Origin of the sequence: Mucilaginibacter sp. McL0603 (genome assembly GCF_049992945.1) — a bacterium.
GTDB lineage: Bacteria > Bacteroidota > Bacteroidia > Sphingobacteriales > Sphingobacteriaceae > Mucilaginibacter.
In genome coordinates this window covers 629,867-650,332 of record NZ_CP188251.1, presented here as the reverse complement: position 1 = coordinate 650,332, position 20,466 = coordinate 629,867, and the positions used below count along the sequence as shown (strand labels likewise).

The following is a 20,466-nucleotide window of genomic DNA, read 5'->3' as shown; positions in this document are numbered from 1 at the left end:
TCAAACCAACATATTAAACCCAAATATAAACTAAATAATGAACCTAAAAACCCTCTCCTATGGCGATTATGCCGTATTTTTGATCTACTTTGTTATAGTTGCCAGTTATGGTTGGTGGGTATACAAACGCAAGCACAACGCTGATGCCACTTCAAAAGATTACTTTTTGGCCGCAGGCTCATTAACATGGTGGGCAATAGGTGCATCGCTTATCGCTTCCAATATCTCAGCCGAACAGATGATCGGTATGAGCGGTTCAGGGTTTAAGATGGGGCTGGCCATATCTACTTACGAGTGGATGGCTGCGCTTACATTGGTTATAGTAGCCGTATTCTTTATACCAGTATATCTTAAAAATAAGATATATACTATGCCGCAGTTTTTGCATCAGCGGTATAATGGTAAGGTGGCTATGATTATGGCTATTTTCTGGTTGTTCTTGTACATCGTTGTTAATCTAATGTCTATCCTCTATCTTGGAGCGTTAGCTGTATCTGGTATCTCAGGAATAGGTCTTTATTGGTGTATTGCCGGACTGGCATTATTTTCTATCGTTATCACCCTGGGTGGTATGAAGGTAATTGGTTATACCGATGTTATACAGGTGTTTGTATTAATATTAGGCGGGCTGGTGGCCACTTATCTTGCCTTAAACCTAATTAGTGAGAAAGCGGGTACTACCGGACTCTTACGTGGTTTTGCTTTACTTAAAGAACACGCGAGCGATCACTTCCAGATGATATTCAAGAAAGATAATCCAAATTACATGGATCTGCCGGGCCTATCGGTGTTAATTGGCGGTATGTGGATCACTAATCTGAACTATTGGGGCTGTAATCAATATATAACACAAAGGGCCTTAGGCGCAGACTTGAAAACTGCCCGCAGTGGTATACTATTTGCAGCTTTTCTTAAATTATTGATGCCTGTTATTGTAGTGTTACCAGGTATAGCGGCTTTCCAACTATACCAGCAAGGAATGTTCCACCAGGAAATGCTTACTGGCAATGGAGTTGTTGATGTTAATAAAGCATATCCATCTTTGCTTAATTTACTGCCCTCAGGTTTAAAGGGATTATCTTTTGCAGCGCTTACTGCCGCTATAGTGGCCTCGTTAGCTGGCAAGGCAAATAGTATCGCAACTATCTTTACCCTTGATATTTATAAAAAAGCCATCAAACCGGATGCTACAGATAAGCAACTTGTTGTTTTAGGGAAATATTCCGTGGTGGTAGCCATGATACTTGGGGTAATATTATCATTAATAATTGGCAATGCGTTAATGGGTGAGGGCAAACAAGGCTTTCAATATATTCAGGAATATACCGGCTTTGTATCGCCGGGCATATTTGCGATGTTCTTCTTAGGGTTTTTCTGGAAAAAAGCTACTTCCAATGCGGCTTTATTTGCAACTATAGGAGGGTTTGTATTTTCAGTTTTCTTTAAATTCCTGCCTTATTTTGCAAATTTAAAATTCCTTTCACCCTATGGTTTTTCAAAGCTCACCACCGACACAACCTATGAAATACCATTTTTGGATAGGATGGGGTTTGTGTTCATCATCTGTATGGTCGGTATGTATATCATATCTAAAATAGAAACTGCACGGGGAGTTACAACAAACGGGTTGGAAGTCGATGCCTCTATGTTTAAACCAAGCCGTGGCTTCACATTTGGAGCTCTTGCAATCTGTATTATTTTAACAGTATTATATACCGTTTACTGGTAATAAAATTCAAATCAATCAATAATTACAAGGCGCTCAATTTCAGAGCGCCTTTTTTATTTTCCATTGTAACAATCCAATTGTATATCATTATAGTTAAAACCAATTTATCTTATATTTAGGCTCTGATTTTATAAACCATCTATCGCATGTTCAGTAACCTTGAGCAAACTTTTCGCTGGTACGGCCCGTCCGACCCGGTAACTTTAGCTGCCATCAGGCAAACAGGAGCTACCGGTATTGTTACCGCTTTACATCATATCCCAAGCGGTGAGGTTTGGACTATTGACGAGATCGAAAAACGTAAGAATGTCATTCTTTCAGCCGGGCTGAAATGGTCGGTAGTAGAGAGTGTGAACATTCATGAAAGCATAAAAACAGCCGGTACTGAACGGGAAAAGTATGCTGAGAAATACATCGCTTCCCTGAAGAATCTGTCACAAGCAGGCATTAAGACAGTATGCTATAATTTTATGCCGGTGCTTGATTGGACGCGTACTGATATTGATTATCGCTTACCAAACGGTGCTTCAGCCTTGCGTTTCTATGCACCTGCACTGGCAGCTTTTGACTTGTACATTTTGGAGCGCGAAGACGCATATAAAGAGTTTACAATACAGCAGAAGCAAGACGCCAAATTGTATTTTGACAGCTTGGGTACTGAAGAAAAAAACAGATTGACCAGTAACGTAATGGCGGGTTTGCCCGGGACAAAAGACGTACTGACTATCGATCAATTTAAAGGTCATCTTGAAAACTACAATGATGTTGATGCAGCAAGACTTAAAGAAAATTTAGCCTGGTTTTTACAAGCTATCATTCCAGAGGCTGAAAAGCTGGGGGTAAAAATGTGCATCCATCCGGATGATCCTCCGTTTCCAATTTTCGGGTTACCAAGAATAATATCAACAGAAAATGATCTGCTGGATGTAGTAAATGCGGCACCATCACCAAGTAATGGGCTTACTTTTTGTACAGGCTCATTAGGAGCACGTGCAGATAATAATCTACCGCGAATGATCGAAAGATTGGGTAAGCATATCCATTTTCTGCATTTAAGAAATGTTCAGCGCGAAGCCGACGGCAGCTTTTATGAGGCCGATCATTTGGGTGGCAGCACAGATATGTGTGCGGTGATGAAAAATATAATCCTGGAACAAAAAAAGAGAATGGATAGCGGCAGGGACGATATTGCTATACCAATGCGACCTGATCATGGGCATAAACTATTGGATGATTTTAATTACAATACTTTCCCGGGTTATTCTGCTATCGGTCGTTTAAAGGGCCTGGCCGAATTGAGGGGTTTGGAAATGGGTATCAAAAATACGTTATATCAGTAAATGAGCGATCCTTTAAAAATAGGCTTTCAGGGAACCGTACTTTCGTTCGGCGAATTACTGCTGCGGATTTCGCCCGATGAGGGCGGTGACTGGCTGAAAGAGAACTCATTCCCATTTTACATTGCAGGAGCAGAACTCAACGTCGCAACCGCTTTGGCTTTATGGAATATACCTGCAAAATACATTACTGCCCTGCCTGACAATGGTATGTCGCGGCAAATTGTTACTTATCTTGAAAAGCAAAAAATTGATATGTCCCCGGTATTATTTCAGGGCAGCAGGCTTGGATTGTATTTTTTGACTAAAGGGAAAGATCTTAAAAATGATGCCTTGATCTATGATCGCGCTAACTCTGCGTTTTCAGAATTGAAACCTGGAACGATAGATTGGGATAAGCAATTTGAAGGAGTAAGCTGGTTTCATTTCAGCGCTATATGTCCGGCATTAAATCCTAATATTGCTAATCTATGTAAAGAAGCTTTAGCAGTCGCATCTAAAAAGAATATCGCAATTTCTGTTGACTTGAACTACCGCTCAAAATTATGGCAATATGGAAAAGCGGCGCATGAAGTAATGCCTGACTTAGTGAAATACTGTGATTTGATAATGGGCAACGTTTGGGCTGCTGATATGATGCTGGGTATCCCGGTTATACCGGACATACATGAATCCGGTCAAAAAAGTATCTATCTCAAAGAAGCTTTAAAAACGTCTGAAGAAATTATAAAGCAATATCCAAAATGCAAGGCAGTAGCTAATACTTTCAGGTTTGATGCAAAAAGCAAAGTTAGCTATTATGCTACTCTATATACCGGTGAGAAATTTTATACATCAAATGAATTTAATACTACGCACATTGTTAATAAAGTAGGTAGCGGTGATTGCTTTATGGCCGGGCTGATCTATGGATTTTACAATGATTTCGATCCTAAACAAACCCTCAATTTTGCAGCAATGGCAGCTTTCGAGAAACTGTTTATTGAAAGCGATACAACCAATATACCGGCGGAGGAATTGTTATTGAAATTGAATAGTTGATAAGTTAAAATCTATGAAAAACAAACAAGCCGTACTGGATAGCATTTTAAAGCAGGGAATGCTGCCTTTGTTTTTTTATGAGGATACTGAGGTAAGCCTGGAAGTACTACGCACTTTGTATAAAGCTGGCGTGCGTGTGATGGAATATACCAACCGGGCAAAAGAAGCATTTGAGAATTTTTTAGTATTAAAAGCCGCGCAGGAAAGCACGATGCCTGATTTGTATTTAGGAATCGGCACTGTAAAGACAAAAGAAGATGCCATTAAATATGTAAATGCAGGAGCCGATTTTATAGTGGCACCAATTGTCAATCCGGATGTAGCAATGATTACCAATGAACACGGCGGACTTTGGATACCCGGTTGCATGACCCCAACGGAGATACATTTAGCACAGCAGCACGGTGCAGCATTAATAAAACTATTTCCTGCTAATGTTTTAGGTCCGGGCTATGTTACTGCAGTATCGGATGTGTTCCGCAACCAATTATTTATGCCAACCGGTGGAGTAGATCTCACTTTGGATAACTTAAATGGCTGGTTTAAAGCTGGCGTTTGTGCGGTAGGTATGGGAAGCAAGTTAATTACGAAAGAAATTTTATGGAATAAACAGTACGACCAGCTTTATACCAATACAGTTAATACATTACAATTGATCCAATCCGCCAGGCAAATATGAACGAAAAACCAGGAAATTACAGGTGGGTGATCTGCTCGCTTATTTTCTTTGCCACAACTGTTAATTATCTCGACAGGGCTGTGATCAGCCTCTTGAAATCAGACCTGACTAAAGAATTCAAATGGGATGATGGCGATTATGCCAATATAGAAATAGCTTTTAAGGTAGCATACTCCATTGGGTTATTACTTGCAGGTCGATTGATAGACAGATTGGGCACTAAAATGGGGTATTTCTTTGCTACCCTTTTATGGAGCATTTCTGCTGTATTTCACTCACTTGCTAATAGTACAATTGGTTTTATAATCGTTCGCTCTGCATTGGGTTTAAGTGAGGCTGGAAATTTCCCTGCCGCAATAAAAACCGTTTCAGAATGGTTCCCTAAGAAGGATCGGGCTTTGGCGACAGGTATATTTAATTCAGGTTCTAATATAGGGCCGATCATTGCCCCATTAACGGTACCCTTTATTGTTCATGCATGGGGTTGGCGATGGGCTTTTGTTATTACTGGCTCGATAGGTTTTATTTGGCTTATTTTATGGTTCTGGTTTTATGATACCCCGTCACAGCAAAAGCGATTAAAAAAAGCCGAATATGATTATATAAATAGTGATACTGATGAACACGATAAAACTGATAAACTACCTGATAATTCAAAAGTATCGTGGTCAAAATTACTTAGTTACAGACAAACTTTGGCTTTTTCCGTTGGCAAATTCTTAACCGATCCGATATGGTGGTTTTACCTGTTTTGGTTACCTGATTTTTTGGAGAGTCAATATGGATTAAAAGATACAGGTAGGGCTCTTCCGGTGGCATTGGTTTATACTATGGCTATATTTGGTAGTATCTATGGTGGTTATTTGCCAAAAAGCCTGATCGAGAAAAATTGGCCTGTATTTAAAGCCCGTAAAACATCCATGCTGATCTATGCATTTGCGGTAGTGCCGATTATTTTCGCACAAATATTAGGCAGTGTAAATATGTGGTTGGCTGTGATCATAATTGGTTTGGCTGCATCAGCACATCAGGCCTGGAGTGCAAATATATTTACTACCGTATCTGATATGTTTCCTAAAAAAATGGTGGGTTCAGTAACCGGCATAGGTGGTATGTTTGGCTCCATTGGTAGTGTATGCTTGTCATTATTTGTGCAGAAAAATATGTTTGTCCATTATCGTGCTATCCATCAGATAGAGACCGCCTATTATATTATGTTTTTTGTTTGTGGCGGATCATATTTACTTGCCTGGTGCATTATGCATTTCCTTGTTCCCAAAATGAAAAAGGTTAATATTTGATATACTTTGTGTTGAATAATGTCAATTTTCATTTTTGAAGATTGTCTAATTATTCAATCTTATTATATTTGCGGCCTGAACAAAGAGTAACAAGGCCCGTTCGTCTAGGGGTTAGGACGTTAGATTTTCATTCTAGAAACAGGGGTTCGATTCCCCTACGGGCTACTTTAGGAAACCGACATAACTGTCGGTTTCCTTTTTTTATGCTCTAAACAATTATTTGTATGGACAATCTATATAGTTCGGATATATTGTTTAATCTCTTATACCAATTTGTAAGCAACGCCGGTACGATCTTAGGGAACTCGCGAGTTTTTTTTAAGTTCGAAATTATCTAAATGGCTAAATGTATAGTTACTTCAACAGAAAACTAGCATTTTCTAAATAATTTGTTTTCTCTCTTTAAATAATATACGTATATTTGAATATTAAATCACACGTGCAATGACAACTAAACTCACACTGACAATGGAAGGTAAAGTAATCGATTCTGCTAAGGAATATGCCCGTCAAAAAGGAAAAAGTTTATCAGATATAGTAGAGAACTATTTAAAATCGATATCCACTCACGAAATAACAACGGAAGGTCTATCGCCCAAAGTAGCCAGGCTAAAAGGAATAATTAAATTGCCAGAAGATTTTGATTATAAAAAGGAAATCGGTATCGCTTTAGTTAAAAAATACAGATAGCGATGAAACATATTTTCATGGATACCAACGTTGTTATTGATTTTTTAGCAGATCGGGAACCTTTTTCACTCCATGCAGCCAGACTCTTTGATCTTACCATTGATGGAAAAGTCAGAATTTACGTTTCAGCAGTTTCTTATAATAACATTTATTACATACTAAGGCAATCTTTAACCAATAACGCTACTATAAAGTTATTAGAGGAGTTGGCTGAAATGACAGAGATAGCTGATGTAACCAAGTCAATTATTAAACAATCGTTAAAAACAGATTTTAAGGATTATGAGGATGCGATTCAATATTATTGCGCCCTTAGCATACCTAAAATTGATTTTATTGTTACACGAGATACCAAAGATTTCAAAAAAAGCGCCCTATCTGTATTAACACCTGCTGAAGCAATCTTTGCACTAGATGGTGGTTTATAGTGTGAAAAGGTAAGGATAATGCTCAATTTAAAATCAATATTATGTTAAGTAAAAAACGCAGAAATTAATACCCGAAAAAAAACGAGTATTGAAATTCGGCTTATTGATTATTGCATTATAACATTTGATAGTTAGACCCCTAACTATTCACCAACCGCTTCAAATCTTCCAAAAAACGGTTCGAAAAGCTTCCCCTACGGGCTACTTAAAGGAGCTAGATATAAAGTATCTGGCTCCCTTTATTTTTTATACAACTTCCTATTAATCAATTAAATTAAAATAGTAAAAGTGGCGCAGACTGTAAAATAGAGATTTTCGATTTTGAATTCATAGTGGACAAGCCCTAAACTTCCGACATACTGAACCTGACAACACTCCATTCGACCATTGTTTGCAAAGCTATGATGTTCTGATTTACTGCATGCCACGGAAAATTCTAAAAAATAGTTCCATCTTAAAATGTGAAACACATATTAAAATAAGTTTGAATTTATTGTCCCCTTTACTTTATAATTTTAATTACTGATGGTACTACATCTTTTTTGAATAGCCTATACCAGCATTTATTTTCCAGGTAGTAGCCTCTCAAAGAGCAAAACAGCTGATCAGCGCGAACGATGTTGCGTGTTCAAAAAAAACAGATGTATGAAAAAAGAATCTTCATATGAATTAACAAAAGAAAGACCAAGCGTTGAGCAGCGAATAGCAAAAGGGAAATCACTTCGCAATAAATTCCCCCGCGCAAAGCAGGGAAATTATAAACCAGCACCGGATCGGGCTGACCCGGTTGCCATATTGGAAGAGCAGGGAAAAAGCCGTCTCCCAGACCTGGTGCCTATCAGGTATGCTAGAATGCTTACATCTCCCTTCGCGTTTCTACGCGGGGCAGCGGCCATCATGGCGGCCGATTTAGCTGCCAGCGCGCCGACTTCGGGAATTGTGGTGCAGGCATGTGGCGATATGCACGTGGCAAACTTTGGAATATTCGCTTCAGCGGAGCGCAATCTTATTTTCGGCATAAACGATTTTGATGAAACGCTACCTGGCCCCTGGGAATGGGATCTGAAACGATTGGTAGCAAGTATTGTGGCCAGCGGTCGGTTTTTAGGTGCCAGCGAGAATCTTTGCGAAAAAGCCGTCCGCGCAGCAGTAAGTTCTTACCGCAACCGAATGAAAGAATTTGCTTATAAGGGAAACATGGAGTTATGGTATACTATCATTACCGAAAAAGATATTCTGCAAACACTTACCCCCGCAAACCGAAAGCGTATGAAGAAAATAACCGACAAAGCTCGTGAACGAACACACATGCAGGTACTGGGTAAAATGACAGACCTTGTGGGTGACCAATACCGCCTTCGTGTAAACGCTCCTTTCATTGTGCGTGAAACACATACTCAATTAGGCAGGCCTATCGAAGAGGCCTTAGATTTAGTGCTCAAATCCTACTTTACTTCACTCGCCGATGACCGGAAGTATTTGCTTCAACACTATCAAATTACTGATGTAGCAAGAAAAATAGTTGGTGTGGGCAGTGTAGGGACCAGGTGCTGGATCGTCTTCCTCACAGGGAACAGTTCTAATGATCCGTTATTTCTCCAGGTAAAAGAAGCACAGCGCTCCGTACTTGAACCTTTCGTTAATAAATCCATTTATTCAAACCACGGCCAGCGGGTAGTGGCCGGACAAAGACTAATTCAGGGAGCCCCCGACATTTTTCTTGGCTGGGGGGAGATGGATGGTTTTCAGTTTTATATAAGGCAACTTCGGGATATGAAAGGCGGCGTGGAATTCGATCCGGAGAAAGTAAAAATTCAAAACCTACCACAGTATAGTGCATTGTGTGCATGGTCACTGGCTCTTGCTCATGCCAAATCAGGAGATGCTGCAATGATTACAGGGTACGTCGGAAACAGTGAAGAATTGGACAATGCCATGGTTCAATTCAGCTTTGCTTATGCAGACCAGACTGAAAAAGATCATAGAGCTCTTGCTGCTGCCGCAAGGAATGGTAGAATCCAGGTTGCCAGTGCCGAAGGCTGATCATAAACAAATAGAATTTAACGTCACCGCCAAATGTATGATTCGATCTTTTATAAAGTAGAAGCCCACTGGATAGCAATTGCAATTTTTCTGCTAATACTGCTGACTAATTGGCTGGGATTCCGTTACCGGAAGTTTCAGGAAGCGAAACCTGGTATAGAGACAATAAATGGAGCCGGCCCCATGGAGTCTTCCATGCTGGGGTTAATGGCCCTGATGTTGGGCTTTACGTTTTCAATGGCCATTTCAAAATTTGAAACCAGGCGGCAAATTATCGTAGAGGAAGCTAATAATATTGGTACGGCCCTTCTCCGCGCAGATCTTTATCCGGATAGCATTCGAACTTTACTGCGTGCAGATTTCAAAGATTATGTTGAAGCCAGGATTTTCTATTATAATGCAGGCATAGATAAGAAAAAGATCGATTCTGCTCTTATAAAAACTAATGTCTATTCGGGCAGATTATGGAAGCGGGCCGCCGATTTAGTACAGAACGACCGGTATCGGGTAAGTAATCTTCAGTTGATACCGGCATTGAACAGCATGATCGATATTGTGAGTGTCAGGGAATCGGGCAGGAAGGCCAAAGTGCCAACTATCATTCTAACCATGCTGTTCCTATTAACTCTTCTGTCTTCTTTTCTAGTGGGTTATGGTCACAAAGGAAAGCGTCGTAACCTGGTTATGATATGTACATTCAGCGTGATGACAACCATCGCTTTATATCTGATTCTTGAATTGGACCGGCCACGAAGAGGTATGCTTAACCTCGATGCCGCAGAACAAAATATTACTGCGCTCCGTGAGCTCTTTAACAAATAGTTATTCTGGTGTTACATGCAATTTTTTAAAACATTCCTCAAAAAACATGATAAAAGCAGGAAAACCCGGAGTTAACGCATCGGGAATCTAATGCTTTGTTGGTTCAACATTGATAGCGTTTCAAATTCTAATTTGGAACACACTTTAAGCTAAATAAAAAGCTTGGTACCCGTCGAATATTTAGTTTTATAAAACTTTTAACGGATAATTTGAAGTCTTCTTAATTGACACCGTCATTACTAAATTCATCGTCCTCAATTTAAATGCCATATGCCCTCCTGGTTAAAATTAACGCTAAAAATAGTTGGTGGTTTGCTGACCTTGCTTGTCATAGCATTGATAGCCCTATCCATATATGTTTCCAGTCATAAGCCTCAGATATTATCTCGCGTCGTCAACGAGTTAAATAAAAATCTGAATGGTAAACTAGCGGTTGGTGGCATGGGAACTTCATTTTTTAAAAATTTCCCGAATTTGTCTGTTACGTTAACAGGAATCTCCTTACGGGATAACGATTGGGCACGCCATCATCAAACGTTGCTGGAGGCGCAAAAATTAAATATAGCGGTTAATGTTGTTGCGTTGATTGGCGGAAATATTCGTATTAATAATATCGCTATCGATGATGCAGCTATTGATCTGTTTACGGATAGTTCAGGTTACAGCAATACTTCAGTATTTAAAAAAAGCAATTCAAAAAAAGACAGTACCGGCAAAAGCAATTCGTCGCTACAAATTGGCAAGTTTAACCTAAATAATGTAACCTTTATCGTTGATGATCGACGGGCTAAAAAGCTTTTTAAATTTGTAATCAGTGAACTGAAAAGCAAAATGAATTATCCGGACAGCGGCGCAAATGCAAAAATGCATTTGAACCTGCTGGCCAAAAGTATGGCCTTTAATACCGAACGCGGGAGCTTTATAAAAGATAAAGTGCTGGAAGGCGATCTGGATGTGGGCTACAACAAACAAACTAAAGCTATCAATGCCACTTTTAATGACTTCACCATTGGCGGTGATCCATTTAACATCATCGCCCGGTTTGCTTTAGGTAAGCCACAAGCGAATTTTAAATTTTACATCACTGCCGATAAGCTTCTCTGGCGCCATGCCTCCCAACTAGTTGCGGCAAATATTTCTAAAAAGCTTAATATGTTTAATATGGATAAGCCCTTGGCAGTTACTGCGATAATAGCAGGAAATTTGGCAGGCGGGGGCGATCCGTTTTTGTATATTACCGCTGATGTGCGGAATAGTAAGTTAACTATTCCGGGCAGCAACCTTGATAATTGCAGCTTTAAAGGCGTCTTCACTAACAACTATATAAAAGGTGAAAAATTTGGAGATAAAAACTCAATAATACGCGTGTTTAACTTTATGGGAAGCTACAATCATCTGCCATTTAAAATGGATACCTGTAGTATCGTTGATCTAATTAAACCTGTGGCTGCCGGTAATTTCAGGTCCAATTTTTCGCTTACTGAACTTAATTATCTGTTAGGAGCCAGTATTGCAAAATTTAGCAAGGGAACGGCGGATATCGCGTTACACTTTAATGCAGATGTGGTAAACTTTCAACTAAATAAACCGATGATACGCGGCCACATTAAATTAATGAACGCTGACGTAAACTATTTACCAGCGAGCCTGAATTTCAAAAACACTTCAATAGCAATCAACTTTGTAAATAATGATTTAATACTGAATAATATTCGTATACAAACGGGCAAAAGCATCGTATTCGTGGAAGCCCGGGTAGATAACTTTTTAAACCTGTATTATAACGCGCCGGAAAAAATACTGCTAAACTTGCAACTTACCAGCCCTCAGCTTTATTTAAGTGAATTTCTGGGATTTTTGAATCAGGGGCAACCAGCGGCAGCTTCCCCTAAACAACAAGCCGCCAAAAAAAGCAATGCTCAGCTATATAAATTTTTAGAAAATGCCAAAGCAACCTTGCATGTACGAGCGGCAAATGTTTATTATTTAAAATTTCTGGCAACTGATGCCACGGCAGATCTGCTACTTTCACATGATGGATTGCAATTTAATAATGTAAGTCTGAAAAGTTCAGGGGGCTCTTTAAAAATAAATGGCAATTTGGTGCACCGTATTCCCAGTAGCAGTTTCACGGTAACTACTATTGTTTCTGATGTTGATATTCGCAAATTCTTTTATCAGTTTGATAGTTTTGGGCTAAAAGGCCTTACTTATCAAACCGTAAATGGTTCTCTATCAGCAAATAGCCAGATAAAAGGTTTAACCAATAATAAAGGTGGTATAGTACCGGGCTCAGTAAATGGCACGGTTACCATTAAATTAAAAAATGGTGAATTAATAAATTTCCAACCCCTTATAAGTGTGGGTAAGTACGTGTTCCCTCGCCGTAACCTGCATAAAATCGTCATACCCAGCCTTGACGCAAAATTTGATTTACAAGGAAACAACATAATCATTAATCCAATGCAGATTAGTTCAAATGTTTTGAATGCCGATGTTGCCGGTGTGTATTCGTTTGCAAACGAAACTAATGTGGTTCTGGATATTCCGTTAAGAGATCCCAAGAATGATGCAGCCATTACCGATCCGGCTGAGCGTGCCAAAAAGCGTAACAAGGGAGTTGTAGTTCATGTCCGGGCGAAAACCGATGAAAACGGGAAGTTAAAAATAGGCCGGAATAAAGATTATAAGCTACTATGAAATTAGCGGATGTTATATAAATTAATTCTATAGACCAATCAAATTTAATTACCCTCCGCAACGAGTTTATTTATCGTAACGCTTACAAAGGGTATAAAACGTCACCGAACTAACTAATTACCCCGGGATCAAACAGTTTTAAATCTGCATGGAGGTTTAGGAATTTATAGATGGGCAATTTAAAATCCGTTAAAATGTATCAGCATGGAAAAGACAAGATTAAAAGAGGCTCACGAGAAAAAAACTGAATGGAAAAAGTGGGGCCCCTATTTAAGTGATCGTCAATGGGGTACCGTGCGGGAAGATTACAGCAAAAATGGCGATGCATGGAATTTCTTTACACATGATCATGCCCGCTCCAGGGCTTACCGCTGGGGAGAGGATGGTATTGCCGGCATTTCAGATGACAAGCAGCGCCTCTGCTTTGCCCTGGCATTGTGGAACGGCAAGGATTCCATTCTAAAAGAGCGGTACTTCGGTTTGACCAACAACGAGGGCAATCATGGTGAGGATGTCAAAGAGTATTATTTCTACCTCGATAACACGCCAACGCACTCCTACATGAAATGCCTGTACAAGTATCCGCAAGCGGCCTATCCCTATAAAGAGCTAATAAAAGAGAATAGGGAGCGGACTCGTCGTGATGCGGAGTATGAGTTACTGGATACCGGTGTCTTTCATGAAGACAGGTATTTCGATGTATTTATCGAATACGCAAAGAATGGCCCTGAAGATATTCTCATTAAGATTTCTGCTACCAACCGGGGACCGGAAACCGCCGAATTACACCTGCTCCCCACGCTCTGGTTCCGCAACGATTGGTCAGAATGGATCAATGAATCGAACAGAGCAAAAAGGAAACCAATTCTCAGACAGATCAGTGGCCAGCCAGACATGAGTGCTGTCGAAGCGTCACATTCGACGCTGGGGGACTTCATTTTTTCCTGCGAAGGAACTGTACCATTGCTATTCACCGAAAACGAAACTAATCACGAGCGGCTTTTTCCCGGGCAAAAGAACGAATCACCCTTCGTTAAAGATGGCATTAACGATTTCATTGTGATGGGTAATCAAAACTCAGTGAACCCTGAAAAGCAGGGCACCAAGGCGTCGGCTCATTATCAACTGTCTATAGACGCCGGTCAAACTACTGTGATCCGCTTAAGACTCAAGAATAGGGCTGAAAAATCTGTCGGCGATCCTTTTGGAAATCAGTTTGACAAAATCTTTGCAGCAAGACTTCATGAAGCGAATGAGTTTTATAAATCACTCACACCCGTGTCAGTAAAAGAGGATGAAGCAAACGTAATGCGCCAGGCAATCGCAGGCATGCTATGGAGCAAACAGTACTTTTTCTTTGATGGAAATAGTTGGCTCGAAGAACACAACTCAAATCCACTGCATTCCGGATATATCAATTCACGCAACTCGGAATGGTTCCATATGTTAAACGAGGATATTATCTCTATGCCGGACAAGTGGGAATACCCTTGGTACGCGGCCTGGGACTTAGCATTTCATGCCTTGCCGCTATCGATCGCAGACCCTGATTTTGCTAAAGAGCAAATGAAATTGATGCTTATCACCCGATACCTCCACCCAAATGGACAAATGCCTGCTTACGAATGGAATTTTAGCGACGTGAATCCGCCGGTTCACGCTTTCGCAACCCTTTTCCTCTACCGCATGCAACAGGTCCAGACTGGGGAATCGGACATCGAATTTCTCAAATTTACATTTAACAAGCTATTGTTGAACTTCACCTGGTGGGTGAATCGTAAAGATCGTTTTGGCAAAAATGTGTTCGAAGGCGGATTTCTCGGTCTCGACAACATTGGTATCTTCGACCGCAGTGCCCCACTGCCGACTGGTGGCCACCTGGAGCAGGCCGACGGCACGTCGTGGATGGCTTTATTCAGTCAGAACATGCTGGAAATGGCATTTGAACTTGCCACTCATGACAGTATGTACGAAGATATGGTCTTCAAGTTCATCGAGCATTTCTATTTTATTGCTTCGGCTATGAACCGACCCGGGCAGGACGGGATGTGGGATGAAGAGGATGGATTTTATTACGACCTGCTGCGTTTACCGGATGGCAGCGCGACGCGACTCAAGGTACGTTCGTTGGTGGGATTACTGCCACTCTGCGCTACAACGATAATTGAAAAACAGCAGCGGGATCTCGTGCCGTTAGCAACGGCAGCGGTAACGGAGCGAATGCGCCGGATTCCTCATCTATTAGAAACCGTTCACCCCACAGGGCCGGATCATCTTGGCGTAGCTGACAGGGGGATACTTGCCCTTCTCAACCCTGTGCGCCTCCGGCGGATCCTTACGAAAATGCTTGATGAGAATGAATTCTTAAGCCCCTACGGAATTCGTTCAACTTCGAAATTTCACGAGCAACATCCGTATGTCTTTTCTGTAGGCGGACACGAGTATCGGGTGGACTATCTGCCAGCCGAGTCTGATACAGAAATGTTCGGTGGAAATTCAAACTGGCGGGGACCAGTGTGGATGCCAATAAACACACTCATCATCAGGGCACTGCAGCAGTTCTATCTCTATTATGGCGATAATTTCAAGATCGAGTGCCCGACTGGTTCAGGTAACATGATGAATCTTTTTGATGTTAGTAAAGAGATCGCCGATCGGCTCACACGAATATTCACCCGCAATGAGCATGACCAGCGACCAGTATATGGGAGGTCTGAAAAATTTCAAACCGACCCGCACTGGCGTGATAACATACTTTTTTATGAGTACTTCCATGGAGATAATGGGGCGGGTTTGGGAGCGAGCCATCAAACAGGGTGGACCGGAGTTATTGCCAAGATCATCCAACTTTACGGATCAATGGATTCAAACCAGGCACTTGAAATTGGAAGGAAGGCTGGATTTACTATAGATATCCAAGTTACCAAGAACCAGAAAATTGAAAACTTAGCTAAAGATTTAAATCCCGAAAAATAATAGCCAAACTGTATCATTTCGGCAGCGATCACGATGGGCTATTAAGAAGCATAAATCATCGAACTTAATGGGCGATATTGGCACTGCAGTAAGTTCTCCCACTCCCAAAGTCGTAAAAAAATCAGATGGCTAAAACATGATCTGACTAGCTGCAAAATAATAACACAGACGTTACCAAGTGATCATACCTGAGTGTTGCAAGTTTCAGCTAAATCGGTTGCATATTTTAATTTACAACCATTTTAGAGAATATCTCATAACGCTATTATTACAATTCGGCATAAATTGTACAAGTGTTCAAATCAACCGTGTTAAACAAAAGCAGATTAGTTATATAACATTTAATAATTTAAATTGATATGGAAGCCGAACCTGGTACTAACCCAAAAGGGTATTTAGTAAAAGCAGTTGAGATAGCGATTCGCATCGCACTGCTGGCATTTATAATTGGTTGGTGCATCAGTATTGTTAGGCCATTTCTTTCTGTTGTGGCATGGGGGATCATCATTGCAGTTCCTTTGTATCCAATTTTTAAAAGATTAAGTAAAATCTTTGGTGGCAAAGAGAAATTATCGGCAGTCGTTATTACTCTTATATTACTTTCAGTAATCATTTTACCAAGTGTCCTGCTAACAAAATCCACGGTTACGGGCCTTTCCGAGCTTAGGAGCGCTATTGACAGCGGTAAACCTGTCATACCACCACCAGGCGACCGCGTCAATTCATGGCCCACCATTGCAAAACCAATAGCGGAAGCCTGGAAATCGGCCTCTCAAAGTATTGATTCCGCGATAATAAAGTATAACCCTCAGTTGAAGGCTGCGGGTGCCTGGCTGTTGGCTGCATTAGCTGGTATCGGGATGGGAATTCTACAACTCATAGTCTCTATTATTATCGCGGGCGTTTTACTGGTGTATGCAAAAGAAGGACATGTTGCGACAAATAAAATATTTGTGCGCCTTGCCGGTAAAAATGGCGAAAAATTCACTTACATATCAAAAGTTACCATCATACAGGTGGTGAAAGGAATATTGGGTGTAGCAGTTATACAAGCTTTCATGGCTGGTATAGGTTTTTGGGTTGCCGGAGTTCCGGCTGCAGGACTATTGACTGTAATTTGTTTAATTTTTTTTATTGTTCAGGTAGGGGCCGGACTTGTAATCATTCCGACCATGATTTATATGTTCACCGTGACGGATTCACTCACAGCGAGTTTATTTGCGGTTTGGATGGTCATTACCTTGCTAGCCAGTAATGTATTGACACCGATCATGTTGGGGCGTGGTGCTCCTGTACCTATGCTAGTCATTTTTCTTGGATCAATCGGAGGGTTTATATCCATGGGATTTATCGGACTTTTTCTTGGCGCTGTCGTACTTTCGATTGCTTACAATCTGTACCTGTTTTGGCTTACAGATGAAAATGAAGAGGAAACTCTTGCTGCAATGCACGTTACTGATACCATTCCTGAAAACTAATTGTGACACCAGCATCACCATACTCCTTTTAACATAATCTGCATGAACTCCAAAAAAAATCACCTTCCTGCATTGATCGTCATATTTGGCGCTAAAGGAGATCTCACAAGGCGTAAGCTGATTCCTGCTCTTTATAATTTATATACCGGCAACCATCTGCCTGAAATATTTACCATTTATTGTGTTGATTATTTGGTAAATGAGAAAACGTTTTTTAAAAATGACTTACTGACGGGCATCAATGAATTTAGTCGCAATGGTATTGCAGAGGAAATAAAATGGAATGAATTTGCCTCGAAGCTTTTTTATATTCAAGGTGATTTCCATGAAGCCGGAACTTTTAGCAGCCTTAAAGAAAAGGCAAATAATTTTGATAACCAGAATGGACAACGAAGTACACAAATATTTTATTTCGCCACGGCACCCCGTTTTATTGAAACAATTGCCGAAGGATTGTATAAACATAAACTCTGTAACCGTGAACTACTGGACCGTATTGTAATAGAAAAACCTTTTGGTACTGATCTTAACTCTGCAAAAAAATTAAATGTTTTTTTAAACGAGCGATTTGCAGAAAAACAACTGTATCGAATAGATCATTATTTGGGTAAAGAAACCGTGCAGAACATAATGGCTTTTCGTTTTGCGAATTATGTATTCGAACCATTATGGAACAATAAATACGTGGATCATATACAAATTGCACTTGCGGAGCAAGTGGGCGTAGGCAAACGGGGAGGATATTACGATAGCAGCGGTGCTTTAAGGGATATGATACAAAATCACTTGTTGCAATTGTTATGCATTGTCGCAATGGATTGCCCTGCGGCCTACGAGGCAGAATTGATACGCGACGCGAAAACTAATGTGTTGAAAAGCGTAAGATCCTATTCCGATAAAGAAGTATTTAAAAATGTAGTTCGGGCACAATACACAAGAGGCGACATCAATAATACAACAAGTCCGGGTTATAGGGAAGAAGAAAAAGTTCTACCTGATTCGACCACGGAAACTTTTTTTGCGGCTAAATTTTTTGTTGATAATGAACGTTGGAAAGGTGTACCATTTTTTTTAGCAACAGGCAAGTCCTTGCCCAAGCAGGTATCAGTGATTGTAGTGCAATTCAAAGAATCACCTCATAAAATTTTTAAGGGAGATATTGTACCAAATCGTTTAATCATAAGTATACAACCAGAATTGGAAATAAGTTTGCTTTTTGAGAGTAAAGTGCCGGGACTGCAAATGAAACTGCAGGCTGTTGATATGGATTTTACTTACCAGGAGGCATATACCGAATCATTGCCCGAAGCATACGAAGCATTGCTGTTGGATGTATTGCATGGAGATCCGACTTTGTTTATGCGTGCTGACCAGGTAGAAGCCGCCTGGAAAGTAGTAATGCCTATCTTAAATGCATGGAAAAAACACCCTCTTGAACAATTGCATTTTTATAAAGCCGGGACCTGGGGTCCTGAAGCCGCGCAGGATTTATTAAAGCCTTATGCAAAAAAATGGTTTCAGCTGCCGAGGATGGAAAGAATGATCGGGACACTCTGATAAATATTTTTAGCATCCTCTGCAAATATAAACAATCATAGGAATATCAAATCCTTTGCCTGACCCAAAACAGGCTTCCGATTCATAACAGGAGCAAAAAGTAATCGAATTTTCCTTGAAAAATGGTGGGAGACGCATATCTTACCGATCAGCAATGACAGCTCTCATTGCCAGACTGCTGTTTCCGCTGGAACAAGAAAATAAGTGGATAAAACACAATTAATTGCTCTGAAACATTTAAGCAGTTGCAGAACCCTTTTCCAAAATTACAAGCTTGGTCTATAAAAGTGAAAAAGGCGCACTTATTTAAAGCTCTTGTTGCACTTTCAAATATGCAACGTGTATCTCTCTAAAATAGGAATTTATACAACTCCACTTAAATAACTTTGAGTGTCTTAATTGACCTTAAAAATGGTAGAAAAATTCCACGTTGGATGTTTTTTATAGGCTTAGGCAGATAAGATGTTTTGTTCTCAATATAATAGATTCAGCTACCTTTTACATTCTTTATAAAAACGATAGTATCATGGTCACAATTATCGCGCGTAATTTATTGATTTGTTGTTTTTGCCTTTTTTTTATTTGCTGTAAAGACAAGTCAAGTCAATCCCTTCAGGCTCCCAAAGTAAATGCCGTTGTAGTAGGCAAAAAAGATATAGCGATCTATGATGTGCATATAGGTCAGATCTACGGTGAATCCGATGTTCAGATACAACCTCGCGTGGAGGGATCGATCACCGGCATTTTCTTTAAAGAAGGCGATGTTGTACCAAAGGGCAAATTACTTTATACGATTGATGATCTGCCTACCCAAACAAAAATTGATGCAGCCAAATCGGATGTTAGCCGTGCCCAGGCGATCATGGAAAATAAAAAATCTGACCTTAGTCGCATACAACCGTTGGCTGACATGAACGCGCTAAGCAAACGCGATCTGGACGCCGCATCTGCAGCATATAAAGTATCACAAGACGAAGTAAAAATTGCACAGGCAAGACTTGCCAATGCGAATATTGAACTTGGGTATACACATATCACTTCTCCAATTACCGGTGTGATCGGCATATCCAAAGTTTTGGTTGGCGATTATGTAAGCAGAGTTGCATTTGGTGGCGGTATTAATACGGTCTCAGCTCTTGGTGATGTAAGGGTGCGCTTTACAATATCTGAGAATGAATACCTCAGGTTTGTGCAGAGAATCCGCAAAGACCCCAAATCCAACAATTTTTCTAAGATCCCGGTTGACCTGATCTTAGGCGACGGCTCAGTATATGCAGAAAAAGGCAGGATCGATTTAACAAATCGCCAAATTGATCCTTCAACGGGATCATTACTTGTACAGGCTGTTTTTGGCAATAAACAAAAAATACTGCGGCCGGGTCAATATGTGAAAGTTCGTTTTCAATCAGATGTATATAAAAATGCCACTGTGGTGCCCCAACAATGCGTTAACCAGCTACAGAATATTTACCAGGTCTTTTTGCTGAATGATAGCAATAAAATTACACCCACGGTAGTAAAGGTTGGCAATCGCGTTGGCAGCAACTGGATCATTACAGAAGGTGTGAAACCGGGAGACAAAGTGGTAATGGTTGGGAGTGCATCTATTAATCCGAATACGCCGGTTGATGTGGTAACCATGAATTGGAATTATGATTCAACTACAAAGAATTAAGGGACTGAAT

Annotated in this window: 14 protein-coding genes and 1 tRNA gene; all 15 read left to right on the top strand. The window is 40.4% G+C overall.

The features are described 5' to 3' along the window. Positions 1–37: 37 nt before the first annotated feature. The 15 genes from ACPPVU_RS03150 to ACPPVU_RS03080 all read left to right on the top strand — a co-directional run bounded on the left by ACPPVU_RS03150 (position 38) and on the right by ACPPVU_RS03080 (position 20,456). Positions 38–1,729, top strand: coding sequence for a sodium/sugar symporter (locus ACPPVU_RS03150; RefSeq protein ID WP_426670243.1), 1,692 nt, complete (start codon positions 38–40; stop codon positions 1,727–1,729). 146 nt (positions 1,730–1,875) lie between these two features. Further along, positions 1,876–3,069, top strand: coding sequence for a mannonate dehydratase (gene uxuA, locus ACPPVU_RS03145; protein ID WP_426670242.1), 1,194 nt, complete (start codon positions 1,876–1,878; stop codon positions 3,067–3,069). Next, positions 3,070–4,107 (top strand): PfkB family carbohydrate kinase, encoded by a 1,038-nt coding sequence (locus ACPPVU_RS03140; protein ID WP_426670241.1) that lies wholly within the window; start codon positions 3,070–3,072, stop codon positions 4,105–4,107. A 13-nt stretch (positions 4,108–4,120) separates the two neighbouring features. Further along, positions 4,121–4,786, top strand: coding sequence for a bifunctional 4-hydroxy-2-oxoglutarate aldolase/2-dehydro-3-deoxy-phosphogluconate aldolase (locus ACPPVU_RS03135; protein WP_426670240.1), 666 nt, complete (start codon positions 4,121–4,123; stop codon positions 4,784–4,786). Continuing rightward, positions 4,783–6,087: an MFS transporter gene (locus tag ACPPVU_RS03130; RefSeq protein WP_426670239.1), complete on the top strand. Its 1,305-nt coding sequence runs from the start codon at positions 4,783–4,785 to the stop codon at positions 6,085–6,087. Before ACPPVU_RS03135 ends, ACPPVU_RS03130 begins: the two co-directional genes overlap by 4 nt. A 93-nt stretch (positions 6,088–6,180) precedes the next feature. Next, positions 6,181–6,252, top strand: a tRNA-Glu gene (locus tag ACPPVU_RS03125). 279 nt (positions 6,253–6,531) lie between these two features. Beyond that, positions 6,532–6,777: a DUF6364 family protein gene (locus ACPPVU_RS03120; RefSeq protein ID WP_426670238.1), complete on the top strand. Its 246-nt coding sequence runs from the start codon at positions 6,532–6,534 to the stop codon at positions 6,775–6,777. Positions 6,778–6,794: 17 nt separating this feature from the next. Then, positions 6,795–7,205, top strand: coding sequence for a type II toxin-antitoxin system VapC family toxin (locus ACPPVU_RS03115; protein ID WP_426670237.1), 411 nt, complete (start codon positions 6,795–6,797; stop codon positions 7,203–7,205). A gap of 645 nt (positions 7,206–7,850) precedes the next feature. Continuing rightward, a complete protein-coding gene (locus ACPPVU_RS03110; protein WP_426670236.1) occupies positions 7,851–9,248 on the top strand; it encodes a DUF2252 domain-containing protein in 1,398 nt (465 codons plus the stop codon). Positions 9,249–9,281: 33 nt separating this feature from the next. Then, a complete protein-coding gene (locus ACPPVU_RS03105; protein ID WP_426670235.1) occupies positions 9,282–10,070 on the top strand; it encodes a hypothetical protein in 789 nt (262 codons plus the stop codon). Between the two features lie 270 nt (positions 10,071–10,340). Beyond that, positions 10,341–12,770, top strand: coding sequence for an AsmA family protein (locus tag ACPPVU_RS03100; protein WP_426670234.1), 2,430 nt, complete (start codon positions 10,341–10,343; stop codon positions 12,768–12,770). Positions 12,771–12,974: 204 nt separating this feature from the next. Beyond that, the gene (locus ACPPVU_RS03095) at positions 12,975–15,746 is read left to right on the top strand and encodes an MGH1-like glycoside hydrolase domain-containing protein (RefSeq protein ID WP_426670233.1); all 2,772 of its coding nucleotides are present in this window, start codon (positions 12,975–12,977) and stop codon (positions 15,744–15,746) included. Positions 15,747–16,105: 359 nt separating this feature from the next. Further along, a complete protein-coding gene (locus ACPPVU_RS03090) occupies positions 16,106–17,224 on the top strand; it encodes an AI-2E family transporter (protein WP_426670232.1) in 1,119 nt (372 codons plus the stop codon). A gap of 42 nt (positions 17,225–17,266) precedes the next feature. Continuing rightward, a complete protein-coding gene (zwf, locus tag ACPPVU_RS03085; protein ID WP_426670231.1) occupies positions 17,267–18,781 on the top strand; it encodes a glucose-6-phosphate dehydrogenase in 1,515 nt (504 codons plus the stop codon). A 526-nt stretch (positions 18,782–19,307) separates the two neighbouring features. Then, a complete protein-coding gene (locus ACPPVU_RS03080) occupies positions 19,308–20,456 on the top strand; it encodes an efflux RND transporter periplasmic adaptor subunit (RefSeq protein WP_426670230.1) in 1,149 nt (382 codons plus the stop codon). The last annotated feature ends 10 nt before the right edge of the window (positions 20,457–20,466 follow it).